Annotated in this window: 17 protein-coding genes and 1 pseudogene; 6 read left to right on the top strand and 12 right to left on the bottom strand. The window is 71.8% G+C overall.

Translation table 11 applies throughout. The annotated features are described in order from the left end of the window. Window positions 1-81 precede the first annotated feature (81 nt). The 9 genes and pseudogenes from JQN83_RS22745 to JQN83_RS22785 form a co-directional block, all read right to left on the bottom strand. On the bottom strand, window positions 82-708 hold the full coding sequence (locus JQN83_RS22745) for a LysE family transporter (RefSeq protein WP_208569183.1): 627 nt from the start codon (window positions 706-708) through the stop codon (window positions 82-84). 318 nt (window positions 709-1,026) lie between these two features. Then, complete coding sequence (locus JQN83_RS22750; protein ID WP_307799603.1) at window positions 1,027-1,452, bottom strand: metal-sulfur cluster assembly factor; 426 nt, start codon at window positions 1,450-1,452, stop codon at window positions 1,027-1,029. Between the two features lie 116 nt (window positions 1,453-1,568). After that, window positions 1,569-2,045, bottom strand: coding sequence for a Fe-S cluster assembly sulfur transfer protein SufU (sufU, locus tag JQN83_RS22755; RefSeq protein WP_208569185.1), 477 nt, complete (start codon window positions 2,043-2,045; stop codon window positions 1,569-1,571). Further along, a complete protein-coding gene (locus JQN83_RS22760; RefSeq protein ID WP_208569186.1) occupies window positions 2,045-3,349 on the bottom strand; it encodes a cysteine desulfurase in 1,305 nt (434 codons plus the stop codon). The genes sufU and JQN83_RS22760 overlap by 1 nt, the downstream gene beginning before the upstream one ends. 23 nt (window positions 3,350-3,372) lie before the next feature. After that, complete coding sequence (gene sufC, locus JQN83_RS22765) at window positions 3,373-4,146, bottom strand: Fe-S cluster assembly ATPase SufC (protein ID WP_208569187.1); 774 nt, start codon at window positions 4,144-4,146, stop codon at window positions 3,373-3,375. Beyond that, entirely contained in the window at window positions 4,146-4,490 is a 345-nt protein-coding gene (locus JQN83_RS22770) for a non-heme iron oxygenase ferredoxin subunit (protein ID WP_208569188.1), read from the bottom strand. The genes sufC and JQN83_RS22770 overlap by 1 nt, the downstream gene beginning before the upstream one ends. 1 nt (window position 4,491) lies before the next feature. Further along, window positions 4,492-5,634 (bottom strand): Fe-S cluster assembly protein SufD, encoded by a 1,143-nt coding sequence (sufD, locus tag JQN83_RS22775; RefSeq protein ID WP_208569189.1) that lies wholly within the window; start codon window positions 5,632-5,634, stop codon window positions 4,492-4,494. Between the two features lie 58 nt (window positions 5,635-5,692). Further along, window positions 5,693-7,123: a Fe-S cluster assembly protein SufB gene (sufB, locus tag JQN83_RS22780; protein ID WP_208569190.1), complete on the bottom strand. Its 1,431-nt coding sequence runs from the start codon at window positions 7,121-7,123 to the stop codon at window positions 5,693-5,695. Beyond that, window positions 7,120-7,948: pseudogene (locus JQN83_RS22785) on the bottom strand (helix-turn-helix transcriptional regulator). The gene sufB and the pseudogene JQN83_RS22785 overlap by 4 nt, the downstream one beginning before the upstream one ends. Window positions 7,949-8,063: 115 nt before the next feature. On the opposite strand from JQN83_RS22785, the gene JQN83_RS22790 reads away from it, so the two are divergent. Continuing rightward, entirely contained in the window at window positions 8,064-9,062 is a 999-nt protein-coding gene (locus JQN83_RS22790; RefSeq protein ID WP_372444107.1) for a COX15/CtaA family protein, read from the top strand. A gap of 295 nt (window positions 9,063-9,357) precedes the next feature. Here JQN83_RS22790 and JQN83_RS22795 read toward each other — a convergent pair whose 3' ends face one another. The 3 genes from JQN83_RS22795 to JQN83_RS22805 form a co-directional block, all read right to left on the bottom strand. Beyond that, on the bottom strand, window positions 9,358-10,290 hold the full coding sequence (locus tag JQN83_RS22795) for an ATP-grasp domain-containing protein (protein WP_208569191.1): 933 nt from the start codon (window positions 10,288-10,290) through the stop codon (window positions 9,358-9,360). Window positions 10,291-10,303: 13 nt separating this feature from the next. After that, window positions 10,304-10,636, bottom strand: a complete 333-nt coding sequence (locus JQN83_RS22800) for a hypothetical protein (RefSeq protein ID WP_208569192.1) — start codon at window positions 10,634-10,636, stop codon at window positions 10,304-10,306. Between the two features lie 360 nt (window positions 10,637-10,996). Next, entirely contained in the window at window positions 10,997-11,956 is a 960-nt protein-coding gene (locus tag JQN83_RS22805) for a heme o synthase (RefSeq protein ID WP_208569193.1), read from the bottom strand. Between the two features lie 264 nt (window positions 11,957-12,220). On the opposite strand from JQN83_RS22805, the gene tkt reads away from it, so the two are divergent. The 5 genes from tkt (at window position 12,221) to JQN83_RS22830 (ending at window position 18,447) form a co-directional block, all read left to right on the top strand. Next, window positions 12,221-14,350: a transketolase gene (gene tkt / locus JQN83_RS22810; protein ID WP_208569194.1), complete on the top strand. Its 2,130-nt coding sequence runs from the start codon at window positions 12,221-12,223 to the stop codon at window positions 14,348-14,350. Window positions 14,351-14,366: 16 nt separating this feature from the next. Next, window positions 14,367-15,545, top strand: coding sequence for a transaldolase (gene tal / locus JQN83_RS22815; protein WP_208569195.1), 1,179 nt, complete (start codon window positions 14,367-14,369; stop codon window positions 15,543-15,545). A gap of 76 nt (window positions 15,546-15,621) precedes the next feature. Then, window positions 15,622-15,846, top strand: a complete 225-nt coding sequence (locus JQN83_RS22820; protein WP_208569196.1) for a hypothetical protein — start codon at window positions 15,622-15,624, stop codon at window positions 15,844-15,846. 2 nt (window positions 15,847-15,848) lie between these two features. Then, window positions 15,849-17,399: a glucose-6-phosphate dehydrogenase gene (zwf, locus tag JQN83_RS22825; RefSeq protein WP_208569265.1), complete on the top strand. Its 1,551-nt coding sequence runs from the start codon at window positions 15,849-15,851 to the stop codon at window positions 17,397-17,399. A gap of 31 nt (window positions 17,400-17,430) precedes the next feature. Beyond that, window positions 17,431-18,447, top strand: a complete 1,017-nt coding sequence (locus JQN83_RS22830; RefSeq protein WP_208569197.1) for a glucose-6-phosphate dehydrogenase assembly protein OpcA — start codon at window positions 17,431-17,433, stop codon at window positions 18,445-18,447. The last annotated feature ends 202 nt before the right edge of the window (window positions 18,448-18,649 follow it).

Here is an 18,649-nt window from a genome sequence, read left to right on the forward strand (position 1 = left end):
GACGGGCGGCCACCGCACGACCAGCCGGGCCGACCGCCCGACGGGCGGCGCACCGCAAGACCGACCGGACCGACGGGCGGCTCACCGCACGACCAGCACAGCGACGGCGAGTGCGGCGATGATGAGGCTGGAGAGGAGCCCGGTCACCAGCCGGCCACGCGGGCCGGCCAGCACCCGGCCGACCAGGGTGCCGCCCCCGGCGATCAGCAACTGCCAACTCGCCGAGGCGACGAAGGCACCGAGGACGAACAGCGCCGCCGCTGCCGGTGCCGCCCGCGCCGCGTCGGCACGGCCGAGGACCAGCGCCGTGAAGTACACGACGGTGGCCGGGTTGAGCAGGGTCAGCGCCAGCACCCCGCCGAACGCCCGCCCCGCGGTGTCGATCCCCCGGCCCGCCCCCGGGCCGCCCGACGCCGGCCGGGGACGCCAGGCCCGCCAGCCTCCGTGCACGGCGAGCGCCAGCAGCACCACCGCCGCCACCACCCGCAGCGGACCGGCGACCGGGGCGACCACGGCGGCCACCGCCGCGCCGCCGAGCACCGCCACGGCGGCGTAGAGCCCGTCCGCGGTGGCGACACCGAGCGCGGCAGCCGCACCGACCCGGAAGGAGGTACGGGCACTGAGCCCGAGGATGAGCACCGCGATCGCGCCGACCGGCACGGCGACGCCGTAGCCGGCCACCAACCCGGCCAGGAAGGCGGCAGTCACGACGATCGGGAACGGGCCGATCCGCACCCCGGACGGGCCCGCTGTCGACGCGCGGCGGTGGCCGCACGGACAGGGCTCTGCTTCGGGTACGCCTCGATCATCGGCCCATCATCGGCCGCCACCCGCCACCAGACCACCGAATTGCCACAAAACCGGGGGAACGACCGGGGTGGTCGACTCGTCGGCGGCGACGGTTCGATGGCCGGCGGACCTGGACACCCACTGCGGTGAGCGCCCCCGGCGGTGGGTCGGGCCGGCTGCAAAGACGCGGGCACGGCACCCGGTCAGGGGTGCCGTGCCCGCGAGGTCGACCAGGGGTCAGACGTTGAAACCGAGCGAGCGGAGCTGGTCCCGCCCCTCATCGGTGATCTTGTCCGGGCCCCACGGCGGCAGCCAGACCCAGTTGATCCGGATGTCGTCCACCAGTCCCCCGCCGGGGCCGGTGGTCAGCGCCTGCCGGGCCTGGTCCTCGATCACGTCGGTGAGCGGGCAGGCCGCCGAGGTCAACGTCATGTCCAGGGTGGCGACGTTCTGGTCGTCCACGTGCACGCCGTACACCAGGCCGAGGTCGACCACGTTGATGCCGAGTTCGGGGTCGACGACGTCCTTCATCGCCTCCTCGATGTCGGCCAGGGCCGCCCGGCCACCGGCCGAACCGGCGGCGTCCGCCGTCCCGTCGCCGGCCGGGGTCCCGTCGGCACCGGACGACGCGTCGACACCCGCCGTCCCGGTGGCACCGTTCACTGCGTCGGCGGCCGGAGTCGCGGCGGCGACACCGTCGGTGGCCGGCGGCGTCACCGCGCCGGTCGTGGTGCCGGCGTCGCCGGTCTGCGGCGTCGCCGCGGTAGCGGTGTTCTCGCTCATGCCTCAACCTCCGTCGGGCTCACGCCCACCCCCGCGCGTGCCGCGGCATCCTTGAACGCCATCCACGGCAACAACGCGCACTTGACCCGGGCCGGGTAGCGGGCGACCCCCGCGAACGCCACCCCGTCACCGAGTAGTTCCTCGTCCGGCGTGACCTGGCCACGGCCGGACATCAACTCCACGAATCCGGCGTGCACGGCGGCGATCTCCTCCGCGCACCGGCCGGACAGCCGGTCGTACAACACGCTCGCCGACGCCTGGCTGATCGAACAACCGGCCCCGTCGTACGAGATGTCCACCACGATGTCGTCGACGGCGGCCACCCGAACGGTGACCTCGTCGCCGCAGGTCGGGTTGACGTGGTGCGCCTCGGCCACCTCGGCGTCGGGGTCGTCGGCGTCACGCAGACCGCGCCCCTGCGGACGCTTGTAGTGGTCCAGGATGATCTCCTGGTAGAGCTGCTCCAGCTGCATCAGTCGAAGATCCTCCGCACCTGTTCGAGACCCGACACCAGGGCGTCGATCTCCTCCGTGGTGGTGTACAGGTAGAACGAGGCCCGGGTCATCGCCGGCACCCCGAACCGGGTGCAGACCGGCTTGGCGCAGTGGTGGCCCACCCGCACCTGCACGCCGAGCGAGTCGAGGACCTGCCCGACGTCGTGCGGGTGCACGTCGCCGAGCGCGAACGAGATGGTGCCACCCCGACCGACCGGCACCGTCGGGCCGAAGATCCGCAGCCCCGGCACGGTGGCGAGAGCGTCCAGCGCGTACGCGGTCAGCTCCTTCTCGTGCCACTGGATCGCCCGCATGCCGACGCCGGTGAGGTAGTCGACCGCCGCGCCGAGCGCGACGGCCTCGGCGATCGGCGGGGTGCCCGCCTCGAACCGGGCCGGCGGCGCGGCGAACGTCGACCGGGCCATCGACACCGTCTCGATCATCGAGCCGCCGCCCATCACCGGGGGCATCGCGGCGAGCAGCTCGCCCCGGCCCCACAGCACGCCGATGCCGGTCGGCCCGCACATCTTGTGCCCGGTGAAGACGATGAAGTCGGCGTCCAGGTCGACCACGTCGATCGGCTGGTGCGGCACCGACTGCGAGCAGTCGAGCAGCAGCAACGCACCCACCTGGCGGACCCGTTCGGTGATCCGGGCGGTGGCGTTGACCGTGCCGAGGATGTTGGAGGTGTGCACCAGCGCGACGATCTTCGTCCGCTCGGTGACCAGGTCCGCCAGCCCCGACTCGTCCAGCCGGCCGCTGTCGGTGACCGGGAACCAGCGCAGGGTCGCGCCGGTCCGCTCGGCCAGCAACTGCCACGGGACGATGTTCGAGTGGTGCTCCATCTCGGAGATCACGATCTCGTCGCCGGGGCCGAGCCGGAACCGCTCGTCGGCGTCGGCGCGCAGCGAGGCGTTCGAGAAGGCGTACGCCACGATGTTGATCGCCTCGGTGGAGTTCTTGGTGAACACCACCTCGTCCACGCTCGGCGCGTTGACGAACGCGGCGATCTTCGCCCGTGCCCCCTCGTACGCCTCGGTCGCCTCGGTGCCCAGGGTGTGCACCGAACGCGACACGTTGGCGTTGTGCATCGCGTAGTGCCCGGCGAGCACGTCGAGCACCTGGCGGGGTTTGTGTGAGGTGTTGGCGCTGTCGAGATAGACCAGCCGGTGCCCGTTGACCTCCCGGTCGAGGATCGGGAAGTCGGCGCGCACCGCGGCCACGTCGAAGCGCGGCACGTCGTCGTACTGCGGCATCCCGTCCGGGATGGCGATGGTGGTCATCTCAGCGCCCCGTTCCGTGGTGTTCAGGCCCGCGCCGTGCCGGCTCCGGCGACGTACCGCTCGTAGCCCTCTTCCTCGAGCTTGTCGGCCAGCTCCGGGCCACCCTGCTCGACGATCCGGCCGGCCACGAACACGTGCACGAAGTCGGGCTTGATGTAGCGCAGGATGCGGGTGTAGTGGGTGATCAGCAGCAGGCCGGTGTCGCCGGTGTCGCGGACCCGGTTGACCCCCTCGCTGACCACCCGCAGCGCGTCCACGTCGAGGCCGGAGTCGGTCTCGTCGAGGATGGCGATCTTGGGCTTGAGCAGCTCCAGCTGCACGATCTCGTGCCGCTTCTTCTCGCCGCCGGAGAAACCCTCGTTGACGTTGCGCTGGGCGAACGCCGGGTCCATCTGGAGCTTCTCCATCGCGCCGCGCAGCTCGCCACCCCAGGTACGCAGCTTCGGGGCCTCGCCGTCGATGGCGGTCTTGGCGGTGCGCAGGAAGTTCGCCACCGAGACGCCGGGCACCTCGACCGGGTACTGCATGGCCAGGAAGAGGCCGGCGCGGGCCCGCTCGTCGACGGTCATCTCCAGCACGTCGACACCGTCGAGGGTCACCGAGCCGCCGGTGATCTCGTACTTGGGGTGGCCGGCGATCGAGTAGGCAAGCGTCGACTTGCCGGAGCCGTTCGGGCCCATGATCGCGTGGGTCTCCCCCGACCGGACGGTCAGGTCGACGCCGGACAGGATCGGCTTGAGCTCACCCTCGGGCAGCTTGACCGACACCTTCAGGTCGCGGATCTCCAGGGTGCTCATTATCGGGTCACTCCATTGCTCGGCGTCGGGCGGCCGTCGGCGCCCACGGGAAGGTAGATGTCGCCGTCGCGGACCTCGACGGCGTAGACGGGGACGGGTTCGGTGGCGGGCAGCCCGGAGGGCTCACCCGTGCGCAGGTCGAACCGGGAACCGTGCAGCCAGCATTCCAGCGTGCAGCCCTCGACCTCACCCTCGGACAGGGCCACCGAGGCGTGCGAGCACTCGTCGTGCACCGCGTAGAACTCGCCGTCGGTGCCGTGCACGACGGCGACCTGGAGGCCGTCCACGTCGGCGCTGATCACGGTGCCCTTCGGCACGTCCTCGGTCGCGCAGATCCGGATCATGTCAGGCCCCGGACCGGGAGAGCCGGGCCTCGATGGCGTCCCCCAGCCGCTCACGCAGCGACTCGACCGGGATCTTGTTGATCACCTCGGCGAAGAAGCCCCGCACCACCAGGCGACGGGCCTCGTCCGCCGGGATCCCCCGGGCCATCAGGTAGAACAACTGCTCGTCGTCGAACCGGCCGGTCGCGCTGGCGTGGCCCGCCCCGGCGATCTCGCCGGTCTCGATCTCCAGATTGGGTACGGAGTCCGCCCGCGCGCCGTCGGAGAGCAGCAGGTTCCGGTTGATCTCGTACGTGTCGGTGCCGGTCGCCTCGGCCCGGATCAGCACGTCGCCCACCCAGACGGTGTGCGCCTCGTCGCCCTGCAACGCGCCCCGGTAGCCGACGTGACTGCGGCAGTCCGGCACGTTGTGGTCGACGAGCTGGCGGTGCTCCAGGTGCTGGCCGCCGTCGGCGAAGTAGACGCCGTACAGCTCGGCCTCGCCGCCGCGGCCGGTGTACTCGACCGTGGTGTACTGGCGGACCAGGTCGCCACCCAGACTGACCTGGATGTGCGACACCTTGGCGTCCCGGCCGAGCCGGATCTTCAGGTGCTGCGCCTGCACCGCGTCGGCGGCCCAGTCGGCCACCGTGACCAGGGTCAGCTTCGCCCCGTCGGCCACCGCCACCTCGACGTTGTCGGCGAGCGTCGCCGCACCGACGTGTTCCAGCACCAGCACCGCCTCGGCGAACCGGCCCACGTCGACGAACGTGTGCCCGAAGGCCAGCCCGGCGGCGTCGTCCCCGACCACCCGCAGGGTCACCGGCGCGTCGACCACCGCGTCGGCCGCGACCTCGACCAGCAACGCCGCACCGGCACCGCCGTACGCCAGCGCGCTGACCCGGTCGACCGGGGTGAGCACGCTGCCCACCCGGGGGTCGTCCCGGCCGATCCGCCCGACGGTGACGCCGGCCGGCAGGTCGGCGTACTCGTGGCGGACCTCACCGGTGGCGGCCTGCGCCCCGTCGGTCAGCCCACGCAGCCGCTTGAGCGGGGTGAAACGCCACTCCTCCTCCAGGCCGGTCAGGGCCGGGAAGTCGGCGACGTCGTACGAGCGGAGCGCCTGCGATTTGGTGCTGGGCGGCGCGGAAGCCTGGGTAGTCATCTCTTCCTTGGTCTGTCTGTCCGTGACGACGGTGTCATTGGGCGGAGGGTGGGCGGCGTCAGCCGACCGCGCCCTCCATCTGGAGTTCGATCAGGCGGTTGAGCTCCAGGGCGTACTCCATCGGGAGTTCCTTGGCGATCGGCTCGATGAAGCCCCGCACGATCATCGCCATCGCCTCGTCCTCGCTCAGGCCCCGGCTCATCAGGTAGAAGAGCTGGTCGTCGCTGATCTTGGAGACGGTCGCCTCGTGCCCCATCGACACGTCGTCCTCGCGGATGTCGACGTAGGGGTAGGTGTCCGAGCGGGAGATGGTGTCGACCAGCAGCGCGTCGCACTTGACCGTGCTGCGGCTGTGGTGCGAGCCCTCCAGCACCTGCACCAGGCCCCGGTACGAGGTACGGCCGCCGCCCCGGGCGATCGACTTCGACACGATGGTGCTGCTGGTGTGCGGCGCGGCGTGCACCATCTTGGCCCCGGCGTCCTGGTGCTGGCCCTCGCCGGCCATCGCCACCGAGAGCACCTCGCCCTTGGCGTGCTCGCCGGTCATGTAGACCGCCGGGTACTTCATGGTGACCTTGGAGCCGATGTTGCCGTCGACCCACTCCATGGTCGCGCCCTCGTGGCAGACGGCCCGCTTGGTGACCAGGTTGTAGACGTTGTTCGACCAGTTCTGGATGGTCGTGTAGCGGCAGCGCGCGTTCTTCTTGACGATGATCTCGACGACCGCGCTGTGCAGCGAGTCGGACGAGTAGAGCGGCGCGGTGCAACCCTCGACGTAGTGCACGTACGCGCCCTCGTCGACGATGATCAGCGTCCGCTCGAACTGGCCCATGTTCTCGGTGTTGATCCGGAAGTACGCCTGGAGCGGGATCTCCACGTGCACGCCCTTCGGCACGTAGATGAACGAGCCACCGGACCACACGGAGGTGTTCAGCGCGGCGAACTTGTTGTCGCCGACCGGGATCACCGTGCCGAAGTACTCCTTGAAGACGTCCTCGTGCTCCTTGAGGGCGGTGTCGGTGTCCAGGAAGAGGACACCCTGCTCCTCCAGGTCCTCGCGGATCTTGTGGTAGACCACCTCGGACTCGTACTGCGCCGCGACCCCGGCGACCAGCCGCTGCTTCTCCGCCTCGGGGATGCCCAGCCGGTCGTAGGTGTTCTTGATGTCCTCCGGCAGGTCCTCCCAGCTGGTGGCCTGCTTCTCGGTGGACCGCACGAAGTACTTGATGTTGTCGAAGTCGATCCCGGTGAGGTCGGCGCCCCAGGACGGCATCGGCTTGCGGCCGAACAGCCGCAGGCCCTTGAGCCGCAGGTCGAGCATCCAGGCCGGCTCGTTCTTCTTCGCCGAGATGTCCCGCACCACCGCTTCGTTGATGCCGCGCTGCGCGGCCGCCCCGGCGACGTCGGAGTCGGACCAGCCGTACTCGTAACGACCGAGGGCGGCGAGCTGCTCTTCCTGGGTCAGGGGCTGGACGATCTGCTCGGTCATCTATCTGTCCTCACAGTGGTGACGGTGTTACCGGACTGGGGCGCGCAGCTGGGCCGGAATGTGCGTGGTGCACACCCCGTCGCCATGCGCGATGGTGGCCAGGCGCTGCACGTGGGTGCCGACCAGACGGGAGATGACCGCCGTCTCGGCCTCGCACAGCTGGGGAAACTCGGCGGCCACGTGCGCCACCGGACAGTGGTGCTGGCAGAGCTGCCCGCCGGAGGCAATCGTGGACGCGTTGGCAGCGTAGCCCTCGGCGGTGAGCGCCCCCGCGAGTGCCTCGGACCGGGCGAGCGGATCGTCGCCGGCATCCTCCATGGCGGCCCGGCAGCGGGCCTCCAGCGCGGCGACCTGGTCGGCGGCGAAAGCCTCGACCGCGTCGGAGCCGCCGCTGCGGGCGATCCAGCGCAACGCCGCGGTGGCCATGTTGTCGTAGTGGTGGGTGCCGCAGCGCACCCGGGCCGCGTCGGTGAGCAGGAAGACCTTCGCCGGTCGGCCCCGGCCCCGACTGCCCCGCACGGCCTGCTCACGGGCGACCACGTCACCGTCGGCGAGCATCGCGTCGAGGTGCCGGCGGATCGCGGCGGGGCTGAGGCCGAGCGCCGAGCCGAGCTGGCCGGCGGTGGTCGCCCCCTGCTCCAGCAGGAGCTGGGTCACCCGGTCCCGGGTGGAAAGATCGGTGGGGGCGGCCGGGGTCGACTCCACCGGGGCGGGGTGACCGGCACCCGGCCCGCCGGGTCGCCCGGCACGACGGGACCGCGCCCCGACGCCGACGACCGGGCCGGTCGTCGGCGGGTGCCCGGAGAGCGCCGCCATGTTTTTCACAACGCCAACGTTACGTAATTCGGCGGGCGCTCGCAAACCCGATCCCGGTGATTCCGCCCACCGGGGTGCCGGAGTCACCCGATCGGGATCAACTACGGTGCGTAGGATTCGCGGCGTGAAGCGATCCGTCCGGTTCCCGGTCCCCGCCGCGCTGGCCCGCCTGCTCGACCGCCACCCGGTCTCGACCACCCTGCTGCGCCGCCTCGCGTACGCCTCGATCGTGGCAAACGTGGCCATCGTGGTGACCGGCGGGGCCGTCCGGCTCACCGCGTCGGGGCTCGGCTGCCCGACCTGGCCCCGGTGCACCGACGCGTCGTACACCACCACCACCGAGATGGGCGTGCACGGGGTGATCGAGTTCGGCAACCGGCTGCTCACCTTCGCCGTCGGGGCGATCGCGCTGGCCACCCTGCTGGCCGTGCTGGCCCAGCGGCCCCGACGCCCCGGGCTGACCGGGTTGGCGGTGGCGGTGTTCCTCGGCATCCCCGCACAGGCCGTGATCGGCGGGATCACCGTGCTGACCAACCTCAACCCGTGGGTGGTCGGACTACACTTCCTCGCCTCGATGGCGGTCATCGCCGCCGCATACGCCCTCTGGCGGCGGATCGTCGACCCCGACGGGCCGGCGGAGCCGGTGGTGCCCCGGCCGCTGCGTACCCTCGCCCGGCTCACCACCGCCGTCAGCGTCGCGGTGCTGGTCGTCGGGACCTGGGTGACCGGCAGCGGCCCGCACGCCGGCGACCACGGGGCGGCCCGCAACGGGCTGGACCCCGAGACGATCTCCCAGGTGCACGCCGACGGGGTGTTCCTGCTGATCGGCCTCTCCGTCGCCCTGGTCCTGGCGTTGCGGGCGGTCGGCGCGGCCGGCCCGGCCCGCGCCGCCCTGGTGCTGGTCGCGGTGGAGCTGGGGCAGGGCCTGATCGGTTTCGTGCAGTACTTCACCCACCTGCCGGGCGTGCTGGTCGCCGCGCACATGCTCGGCTCCTGCCTGGTGCTGCTGGCCACCCTGGCGATGCTCTGGTCGACCCGGCAGCGCCGTCCGGCCACGGCCGACCCGCTGCCGGCCGGTCCCGCACGACCCCTGACCGAGGACCGGTTACCGGCCGCCGTCTGACCGCCTGCGGCCCCAGCCGCACTCGCGGGACTGGTGCACTCCGGTCCTGCCCCACTCGCGGGCCCTGCCCCACTCGCCGGTCCTGCCCCACTCGCGGGCCCTGCCCCACTCGCCGGCCCTGGTGCCGAGATCGCACTCGAACCAGGTTGTAGTGGCCTCACCGCCGCAGAAGGCCACTACAACCTGGAAGTAGCCGGCCGCACCCGGCCCGACGGCGCGGGCGGGCGCGGCGCGGGGCGGGTGGGCGCGGGGCGGGTGGGCGCGGGGCGGGTGGGCGCGGGGCGGGTGGGGGAGGTCAGCTGCGGTGGGTGAGGTGGGTGAGCACCGCGTCGGCGAGGCGCTCGGGCGCACCGTCGGCGTGACCGAGGAACAGCGAGGGCTCGGTCAGCTCCAGCTCGATCAGCACGGGTTCGCCGTCCGGGCCGGGGAGCAGGTCCACCCGGGCGTAGAGCAGCCGCTGCGGGCCGCCCGGGACCTCCGCCAGCACCCGCGCGGCGACGGCCAACTGGGCGTCGGTGGGGTTGCGCGGGCTGATCTCCTCCGGCCGGAAGAGCCCCTCGACGCCCAGGTCGGGGCCGTCGAGCATGGCGCCCTTGCGGATGGCGTGGCTGAACGTCAGGCCGTCCGGGCCGGCCACGAAGAGCAGGGCGGTCTCACCGGCGGTGTCCACCGCGTCCAGGTAGGGCTGGACCATCGCGACCCGGCCGGCCGCCGACAACCGACGGACGTGTGCGACGGCCAGGTCCCCGTGTCCCGGGTCGGCCGCGTCGTACCGGCCGGTGTCCTGGCTGCCGGCGCTGACCGTCGGCTTGACCACGTACTCGCCGGGCGGTGGAGGCGGGACCCAGGCGTCACCCGGCGCGACCCAGGAGGTCGGCACGGTGGGCACCTCGGCTGCGGCGAGCTCACCGAGGTAGCGCTTGTCGGTGTTCCACTCGACCACGTCGGCGGGGTTGGCCAGGGTCGGCACCGTACGGGCCCAGGTGACGAACTCGTCGCGGCGTGGGGCGTAGTCCCAGGGCGAACGGAGCACGACCAGGTCGTAGCTCCCCCAGTCGACCCGGGGGTCGTCCCAGACGGCGGCCTCGACGGTGACGTCCCGTGCCGCCAGCGGGGCGAGCACGAGCCGGTCGTCGGGGTAGAGATCGGCGAAGCGGGCGCAGGTGACGAGAGCGACCCGGGGTTTCCCCCGGGTCGACTGGTGGTGGGTCACGGTGTCGTCGGTCAACGGGCCGACCGGGTCAGCGGGCCATCGTGCGTCGCGCCATCGACCGCCACAGGTCGTTGCTCGGCCGCATCTGGTCCATCAGCTCACGCTCCCAGGCGTTCTCGACGGTGACCCCCGCCTGCGCGCACGCCTCCCGGGCGGTCACGGTGTCCTCGGCGAACTGGTCGCCCCACGCACCGTCGGCGCCGACCAGGACGATCCGCGCGCCACGCTTGCCGACGTACTCGATGACCGCCTTCGCGCCGCCGTGCCCGGCGGCGAAGGACTTGATGCCCGAGACCAGCCCGGTGGGGGCCGGCTCGGCGGTCTGTTCAGCCGTCAGCGTCGTATCGGAACCTTCTGCCATACGCGAAGCCTAAGCAGACTTGCACCCCTACGCGCGAGAATCATGAACTATTTGTGATGCCAATTACCCGAGGGTTTATCGGAACCGCTGGACCGATTGACCAGGCATGTCGGATAAATACGGGCGTAACGACTCGCCTGGATCGCCATAATGTGTCCAGATGCAGACAGTGCAGTCCGCCGGCGCCCGTGGGCTGTCCGGTCGACGGGAGCGGATCAACGTGGCCGCTCGACATCGACGGTGACCTTGCCGTAGACGTCCTTGGCGACGATGCGGCGTCGAGTACCCGGTGGACGCCCGGCCCGTGCAGGACCGTGCCGTCCTCAGCCGGTGCCCACTGCCGGACGCTCCTGTGCCGCGTCAGAGCAGCGCGTCGAGGGCCACCGCGGCGAAGACGATGGTCAGGTAGGTGGTCGACCAGTGGAACAGGCGCATCGGCTTGACCGGCTCGCCCCGGGTCACCCGCCGGCAGAGCTTGTGCGCCTCGACCAGGAAGACCGCACCCACCAGGGCGGTCGGCACCCCGTAGATCGCGCTCATGCCCAGCGGCCACAGCGCCAGCGAGGTCGCCACGGTCAGCCAGGCGAAGATCAGGATCTCGGCGTTGACCCGCCGGGCCGAAGCCACCACGGGCAGCATCGGGATGCCGGCGCGGGCATAGTCGTCCTTGTATTTCATCGCCAGCGGGTAGAAGTGCGGCATCTGCCAGAAGAAGACCACCGCGAACAGTACCCAGGCCGCCGGTGCCAACGACCCGGTCACCGCGGCCCAGCCGATCAGCACCGGCGCCGCCCCGCACGCCCCGCCCCAGAACGTGTTCGCCGTCGTGGTGCGCTTGAGCCAGAGGGTGTAGACCAGGTCGTAGTAGGCGATCGCGGCCAACGTCAACGCCGCGGCCAGCAGGTTGGTGAACGTCGCCATCAGGGCGACCGACACCGCCGCCAGCACCAGCCCGAAGACCAGGGCGCTGCGGGGCGAGACGGTGTGCGCCGGCAGGGGACGCCGCTTGGTCCGGCGCATCAACTGGTCGATGTCCCGGTCGATGTAGCAGTTGAGCACGCTCGCCGCACCGGCAGCGAGCGAACCACCGACCAGCACCACCGCCATCAGCCACAGCGACGGCAGGCCACCGTCGGCGAGCATCATCGCCGGCACCGTGGTCACCAGCAGCAGCTCCACGATGCGCGGCTTGGTCAGCGTCACGTACGCCGACAGCACCGCGCGCACGTCCCGCCGCCGGGACGCCGGCTCCCCGGCCACCGCGCGCACCGGCGGCTGCCCGGCAGGGTTGCTGACGGGGCGCTCGGTGATCATGCTCACGGATTGCCACCTTCCGGCATCGGCAGGGGAAGTCGGTTCGGCGGGGCCCCGTCGGGGCCCACACACCGCACCACACACTACGCGTCGTCGTTTTCGCTGCCCGGGCGACCCGACAACGGTGCGGGCCGTCACACCTGACGGGTGACCGAACGATCCGGCCCGCCCATACGTAACTGCCTGCTGAGATCCCCGGGCGGACGTTTAGACCCGCTCGATAGGGTCACCACTGAGGGTTCCGCCCATCTGCCGAGGAGCACAACCATAGTGGCTGCCAACCGACCCGCACTCAACTGGACCGACCTCGACCGCCGGGCCGTCGACACCGTCCGCGTCCTGGCCATGGATGCCGTGGAGAAATCCGGCAACGGCCACCCCGGCACCGCGATGAGCCTCGCGCCCGCGGCGTACCTGCTGTTCAACCGGGTGATGCGGCACAATCCGGCCGACCCGAACTGGCCCGGCCGGGACCGGTTCGTGCTGTCCGCCGGGCACTCCAGTCTCACGCTCTACATCCAGCTCTTCCTGTCCGGCTACCCGCTGAGCCTGGACGACCTGAAGTCGCTGCGGCAGTGGGGCTCGCTCACCCCGGGTCACCCGGAGCACGGGCACACCCCCGGTGTCGAGACCACCACCGGCCCGCTCGGGCAGGGCCTGGGCAACGCGGTCGGGATGGCGATGGCGGCCCGCCGCGAGCGTGGCCTGTTCGACCCGGAGAGCGAGCCGGGGCAGTCCGTCTTCGACCACCAGATCTGGTGCATCGCCTCCGACGGCGACATCGAGGAGGGCATCAGCCACGAGGCGAGCGCGCTGGCCGGGCACCAGCAGCTGGGCAACCTCACGCTGATCTACGACGACAACGAGATCTCCATCGAGGACGACACCCGTATCGCCAAGAGCGAGGACGTGGCGGCCCGCTACGCGGCGTACGGCTGGCACGTACAGACCGTCGACTGGCGGGCCGGCGACGCCGACCAGGGCGACTACCACGAGGACGTCGAGGCGCTGTACCAGGCGCTGCTGGCGGCGAAGGCCGAGACCGGCCGCCCCTCGTTCATCGCGCTGCGCACCATCATCGGCTGGCCCGCGCCCAACAAGAAGAACACCGGCAAGATCCACGGTTCGGCGCTCGGCGCCGACGAGGTGAAGGCCACCAAGGAGATCCTCGGCTTCGACCCGCAGCAGAGCTTCCAGGTCGACGAGGAGGTGCTCGCGCACGCCCGTGGGGTGCTGACCCGCGGCGGCGAGGCGGAGCAGGCGTGGACGGGCGAGTTCGACGGCTGGGCGCAGGCCAACCCGGAGCGCAGGGCGCTCTACGACCGGATCGCCGGCCGGGTGCTGCCGCAGGGCTGGACGGACGCGCTGCCGACCTTCCCCGCCGACGCCAAGGGCGTGGCCACCCGGGCCGCCTCCGGCAAGGTGCTGGAGGCCCTCGCCCCGGTGCTGCCGGAGCTGTGGGGCGGCTCGGCCGACCTGGCCGAGAGCAACAACACCACCATGAAGGGCGAGCCGTCGTTCATCCCGGCCGCCCACGCCACCAAGGACTTCCCCGGCCACGAGTACGGTCGCACGCTGCACTTCGGCATCCGTGAGCACGCCATGGGCGCGATCCTCAACGGCATCGCCCTGCACGGCGGCACCCGCCCGTACGGCGGCACCTTCCTGGTGTTCAGCGACTACATGCGCCCGTCGGTGCGGCTCGCCGCCCTGATGAAGCTGCCGGTGACGTACGTCTGGACGCACGACTCGATCGGCCTCGGCGAGGACGGGCCGACCCACCAGCCGGTGGAGCACCTGACCGCGCTGCGCGCCATCCCCGGCCTGGACGTGGTCCGCCCGGCCGACGCCAACGAGACCGCCTGGGCCTGGCGGCAGACGCTGGAGCACACCGACCGGCCGACCGCGCTGGCGCTGAGCCGGCAGCCGCTGCCGACCCTGGACCGGGAGCAGTACGCCGGTGCGGAGGGCACCGCCAAGGGCGGGTACGTGCTGGCCGAGGCGTCCAACGGCAAGCCGCAGGTGATCATCGTGGGCACCGGCTCCGAGGTGCAGCTCTGCCTCACCGCCCGGGAGCGGCTGGAGGCCGACGGCACCCCGACCCGGGTCGTCTCGATGCCCTGCCAGGAGTGGTTCTACGAGCAGGACGAGGCGTACCGGGAGTCGGTGCTGCCGCGCGGCGTCAAGGCCCGGGTGAGCGTGGAGGCCGGGATCGGGATGTCCTGGCGGGGCATCGTCGGCGACCTGGGCGAGAGCGTCAGCCTGGAGCACTACGGGGCCAGCGCCCCGCACACCGTGCTGTTCGAGCAGTTCGGATTCACCCCCGACCGGATCGTGGCCGCCGCGCACGCGGCGCTGACCCGGGTGGGCGACATCACCGGTTTCACGACCGGCAACTGAGGGGAGCGTGGACGACATGACGGACAGACTGGGTGACCTCACCGCCGCCGGAGTGGCGGTCTGGCTCGACGACCTTTCCCGGGTACGACTGAGCTCCGGCGGGCTGGACCAGCTCCGCCGCGAGAAGCACGTGGCCGGGGTGACCACCAACCCGACGATCTTCGCCAAGGCGTTGAGCGACGCCGACGAGTACAACTGGCAGCTCAAGGACCTCGCCACCCGGGGCATCGAGGTCGAAGAGGCCGTCCGGATGCTCACCACCTACGACGTGCGCTGGGCGTGCGACGTGATGCGCCCGTCGTACGACGGCAGCGACGGCGTCGACGGGCGGGTCTCCATCGAGGTCGACCCCCGGGTCGCCCACGACACCGACCGGACGGTCGCCGAGGCCAAGGCGCTGTGGTGGCTGGTGGACCGGCCGAACCTGTTCATCAAGATCCCGGCGACCGAGGAGGGGTTGGCGGCGATCACCGCCACCCTGGCCGAGGGGATCAGCGTCAACGTGACGCTGATCTTCGGGCTGGACCGCTACTCCGCGGTGATGGAGGCGTTCCTCACCGGCCTGGAGCAGGCCAAGGCCAACGGCCACGACCTGTCCGGCATCGGCTCGGTGGCCTCGTTCTTCGTCTCCCGGGTCGACTCCGAGATCGACAAGCAGCTCGACAAGATCGGTTCCGAGGAGGCCAAGGCGCTGCGCGGCAAGGCCGCCGTCGCCAACGCGCAGCTCGCCTACGAGCGCTACACCGAGGTCTTCTCCTCCGACCGGTGGCAGGCCCTGGCCGATGCGGGCGCCCACCCGCAGCGCCCGCTGTGGGCGTCGACCTCGACCAAGAACCCGGACTACCGCGACGTGATCTACGTCGAGGAGCTGATCGCGCCGGGCACCGTCAACACCATGCCCGAGTCGGTCGTGACGGCGTACGCCGAGCACGGGGAGACCCGGGGCGACACCATCACCGGCGCGTACGAGGCCGCCCGGAAGGTCTTCGCCGACCTGGCCGCCGTCGGCGTCGACATGGCCGACGTGATCGCCACCCTGGAACGGGAGGGCGTGGAGAAGTTCGAGGCCAGCTGGGGTGAGCTGCTCGAAGGTGTCCGCAAGTCGCTGAGCGCGGCGGCGCAGGGCACCGGCACGCCGAACGAGGCCGCCAAGGGCAACGCCGAGGCGGCCCGGCGGGCCGGGGGCAACGCGTGACCGACGGCGTCGCCGGCGTCGCGGGGCCCGGCCCCGCGACGTGCCACGCCGTCGTCACCGCAGCACCGGTGGCGACGTGAGTGACCTGTCGACCGGCGCGGCCGATGCCGCCGCCGGTCGCGCGGTGAACGGGGCGGACGCGGTCGCGACGACCGCGCCCGCCGCCGTACCGGCTGCCCTGTACGCGCGGGGCATCCCGGTGGCACCATCCGACCGGGGCCGGCCGATGCTGCGCCGGCCCCCGGCCGACAGGCCGGCCGCACCGGCCCGGCTGGACGCGATCGGACAATGGCGGGCGTGACGATGGACGACATGGACCAGACGGAGCGAGGAGACGGCGTGAATCCGCTGCGCGACGCGCAGGACCGAAGGCTCCCCCGGATCCCGGAGCCGTGCGCCCTGGTGATCTTCGGGGTGACCGGTGACCTGGCGCGCAAGAAGCTGCTGCCGGCGGTTTACGACCTGGCCAACCGGGGGCTGCTGCCGCCCGGTTTCGTGGTGCTGGGCTTCGCCCGCCGGGACTGGGGCGACGGCGACTTCGAGGCACTGGCCCACGAGTCGGCGAAGAAGCACGCCCGGACACCGTGGCGGGAGGAGGTGTGGGGCCGGCTGGCCGGCAACATCAAGTTCGTCGGTGGCTCGTTCGACGACGACGCCGCTTTCGACAAGCTCGCCTCGACGCTGAACCAGCTGCGCGACAGCCACGGCATCCACGGCAACGCCGCGTTCTACTTCTCCATCCCCCCGACGGCCTTCCCGGTGGTGCTCAAACAGCTGGCCCGCACCGGCATGGCCGACAACGACAAGTGCGGCGGCTGGCGGCGGGTGGTGGTGGAGAAGCCGTTCGGCAACGACCTGCCCTCGGCCAAGGAACTCAACGACCTGGTCGACGACGTGTTCACCCGGCAGGACGTCTTCCGGATCGACCACTACCTGGGCAAGGAGACGGTCCAGAACATCCTCGCCCTGCGGTTCGCCAACAACCTGTTCGAGCCGCTGTGGAACTCCAAGTACGTCGACTCGGTGCAGATCACCATGGCCGAGGACGTCGGCATCGGCACCCGGGCCGGCTTCTACGACTCGGTCGGCACCGCCCGCGACGTGCTCCAGAACCACCTGCTCCAGCTGCTCGCCCTGGTCGCCATGGAGGAGCCCACCAGCTTCGACGCCGACGAGATCCGGGCCGAGAAGCTCAAGGTGCTCAAGGCGATCACCCTGCCGAAGGACGTGTCCCGGGGCACCGTGCGCGGTCAGTACCTGCCCGGTTGGGTGGGTGGCGAACGGGCCGTCGGCTACCTCGACGAGGAGGGCGTGCCGGCGCACTCGACCACCGAGACGTACGTCGCCGTCGAGCTGGGCATCCAGAACCGCCGCTGGGCGGGAGTGCCGTTCTACATCCGGGCCGGCAAGCGGCTGCCCCGGCGGGTCACCGAGGTGGCCATCATGTTCAAGAAGGCCCCGCACCTGCCGTTCAACACGGCCGACATGGAGTCGCTGGGCAACAACCAGCTGGTCATCCGGGTGCAGCCGGACGAGGGCGTGGTGCTCAAGTTCGGCTCGAAGGTGCCCGGCACCACCATGGAGGTCCGCGACATCGCGATGGACTTCCAGTACGGCGAGGCGTTCACCGAGTCCAGCCCCGAGGCGTACGAGCGGCTCGTGCTGGACGTGCTGATCGGCGACCGGACACTCTTCCCCGACGCCTCCGAGGTGGAGCAGAGCTGGGCGGTGGTGGATCCGCTGGAGCACGCCTGGGAGGGCACCAAGCCGGAGCCCTACCGGTCCGGCGAGTGGGGTCCCCGGGCCGCCGACGAGATGCTGGCCCGCGAGGGCCGGGCTTGGCGGAGAGCGTGAGCGAGCAGAGCGAGCGAACCAGGAGGCTCCATTGATCGGGCTGTGGGACACCACCGGCAACGAGGTGGTCAAGGCGCTCGCCGCCGAGCGGCGCAGCGCGGGCGGGGTGGCCAGCGGGATGGCGCTCACCCTGATCGTCGTGGTCGACGAGAAGCGGGTCCGGGAAGCCGAGGCGGCGGCCACCATCGCCGCCGCCGCCCACCCGTGCCGGCTGCTCGTCGTCGTCCGCGCCGACGTGGAGCGGGAACGCAACCGGTTGGACGCCGAGATCGTGGTCGGCGGCCGGCTGGGTCCGTGCGAGGCGGTGGTGACCCGGATGTACGGCCGGCTGGCCCTGCACGCCGAGTCGGTGGTGATGCCGCTGCTGGTGCCGGACGTACCGGTGGTCACCTGGTGGCACGGCGAACCACCGGCGGAGATCGCCACCGACTTCCTCGGGGTGGTCGCCGACCGGCGGATCACCGACTGCGCGCAGGCCGTCGACCCGATCGAGGCGCTGCGGGAACGGGCCCGGGACTACGCCCCCGGCGACACCGACCTGGCGTGGACCCGGATCACCCCGTGGCGCACCCTGGTCGCCGGGGCGTTCGACACCACCGAGGCGCGGGTCACCGAGGCGACGGTGGTGGCCCCCCGCCGGGACCCCACGGCGGCGCTGATGCAGGGGTGGCTGGCCGCCCGGCTCGGCATCCAACCGCAGTGGCAGCACACCGACGACCACCCGAGGATGCGTCAGGTGCAGCTGCGCTGCGCCAACGGCGACGAGTTGACGTTGACCCGGGACGACAGCCTGGCGACGTTCCGGCGTACCGGCCAGGACGACCGGGTGCTGCCGCTGGTGCGTCGTCCGCTCGGTGACGAGCTGGCCGAGGAGCTGCGCCGGCTCGACGCCGACCAGGTGTACGCCGAGGCGTTGGGCACGGCGGCCGGCCTGTCCGGTCTGGAGCAGCGTCCGCCCCAGCGGGTGCACGTCTGGAAGGACCCGGCCACCGCGCGCCGGGCGGAGGCGGGCGTGAGCGCGCACGCCGACACCAGCACGACATCCTGATCAGGTGCCGGTGGGCGGTCCTGCGGGGCCGCCCACCGGCCGTCAGGGGCAGCCGGGGTCCGTTCCCGGGTTGGCGGGTGTCCTCTCCCGCCCGTCGGCGGAGTCGACCGGCGGCCCGCACGACGACGAGACCTCCGGTGACACCGGCACCCGGCGGGCCGACCGGTCCCCGCCCCCACGAGCAGGACCGCGCCGAGCGGTC

This window comes from Micromonospora antibiotica (assembly GCF_017599305.1).
Lineage (GTDB): Bacteria > Actinomycetota > Actinomycetes > Mycobacteriales > Micromonosporaceae > Micromonospora > Micromonospora antibiotica.

What these genes read in the sequence shown, in the direction of transcription:
- sufU (WP_208569185.1), bottom strand. Translation starts at nt 2,045, where the DNA reads ATGCAGCTGGAGCAGCTCTACCAGGAGATCATCCTGGACCACTACAAG.
- JQN83_RS22760 (WP_208569186.1), bottom strand. Translation starts at nt 3,349, where the DNA reads ATGACCACCATCGCCATCCCGGACGGGATGCCGCAGTACGACGACGTG.
- sufC (WP_208569187.1), bottom strand. Translation starts at nt 4,146, where the DNA reads ATGAGCACCCTGGAGATCCGCGACCTGAAGGTGTCGGTCAAGCTGCCC.
- JQN83_RS22770 (WP_208569188.1), bottom strand. Translation starts at nt 4,490, where the DNA reads ATGATCCGGATCTGCGCGACCGAGGACGTGCCGAAGGGCACCGTGATC.
- sufD (WP_208569189.1), bottom strand. Translation starts at nt 5,634, where the DNA reads ATGACTACCCAGGCTTCCGCGCCGCCCAGCACCAAATCGCAGGCGCTC.
- sufB (WP_208569190.1), bottom strand. Translation starts at nt 7,123, where the DNA reads ATGACCGAGCAGATCGTCCAGCCCCTGACCCAGGAAGAGCAGCTCGCC.
- JQN83_RS22800 (WP_208569192.1), bottom strand. Translation starts at nt 10,636, where the DNA reads ATGGCAGAAGGTTCCGATACGACGCTGACGGCTGAACAGACCGCCGAG.
- tal (WP_208569195.1), top strand. Translation starts at nt 14,367, where the DNA reads ATGACGGACAGACTGGGTGACCTCACCGCCGCCGGAGTGGCGGTCTGG.
- zwf (WP_208569265.1), top strand. Translation starts at nt 15,849, where the DNA reads ATGGACGACATGGACCAGACGGAGCGAGGAGACGGCGTGAATCCGCTG.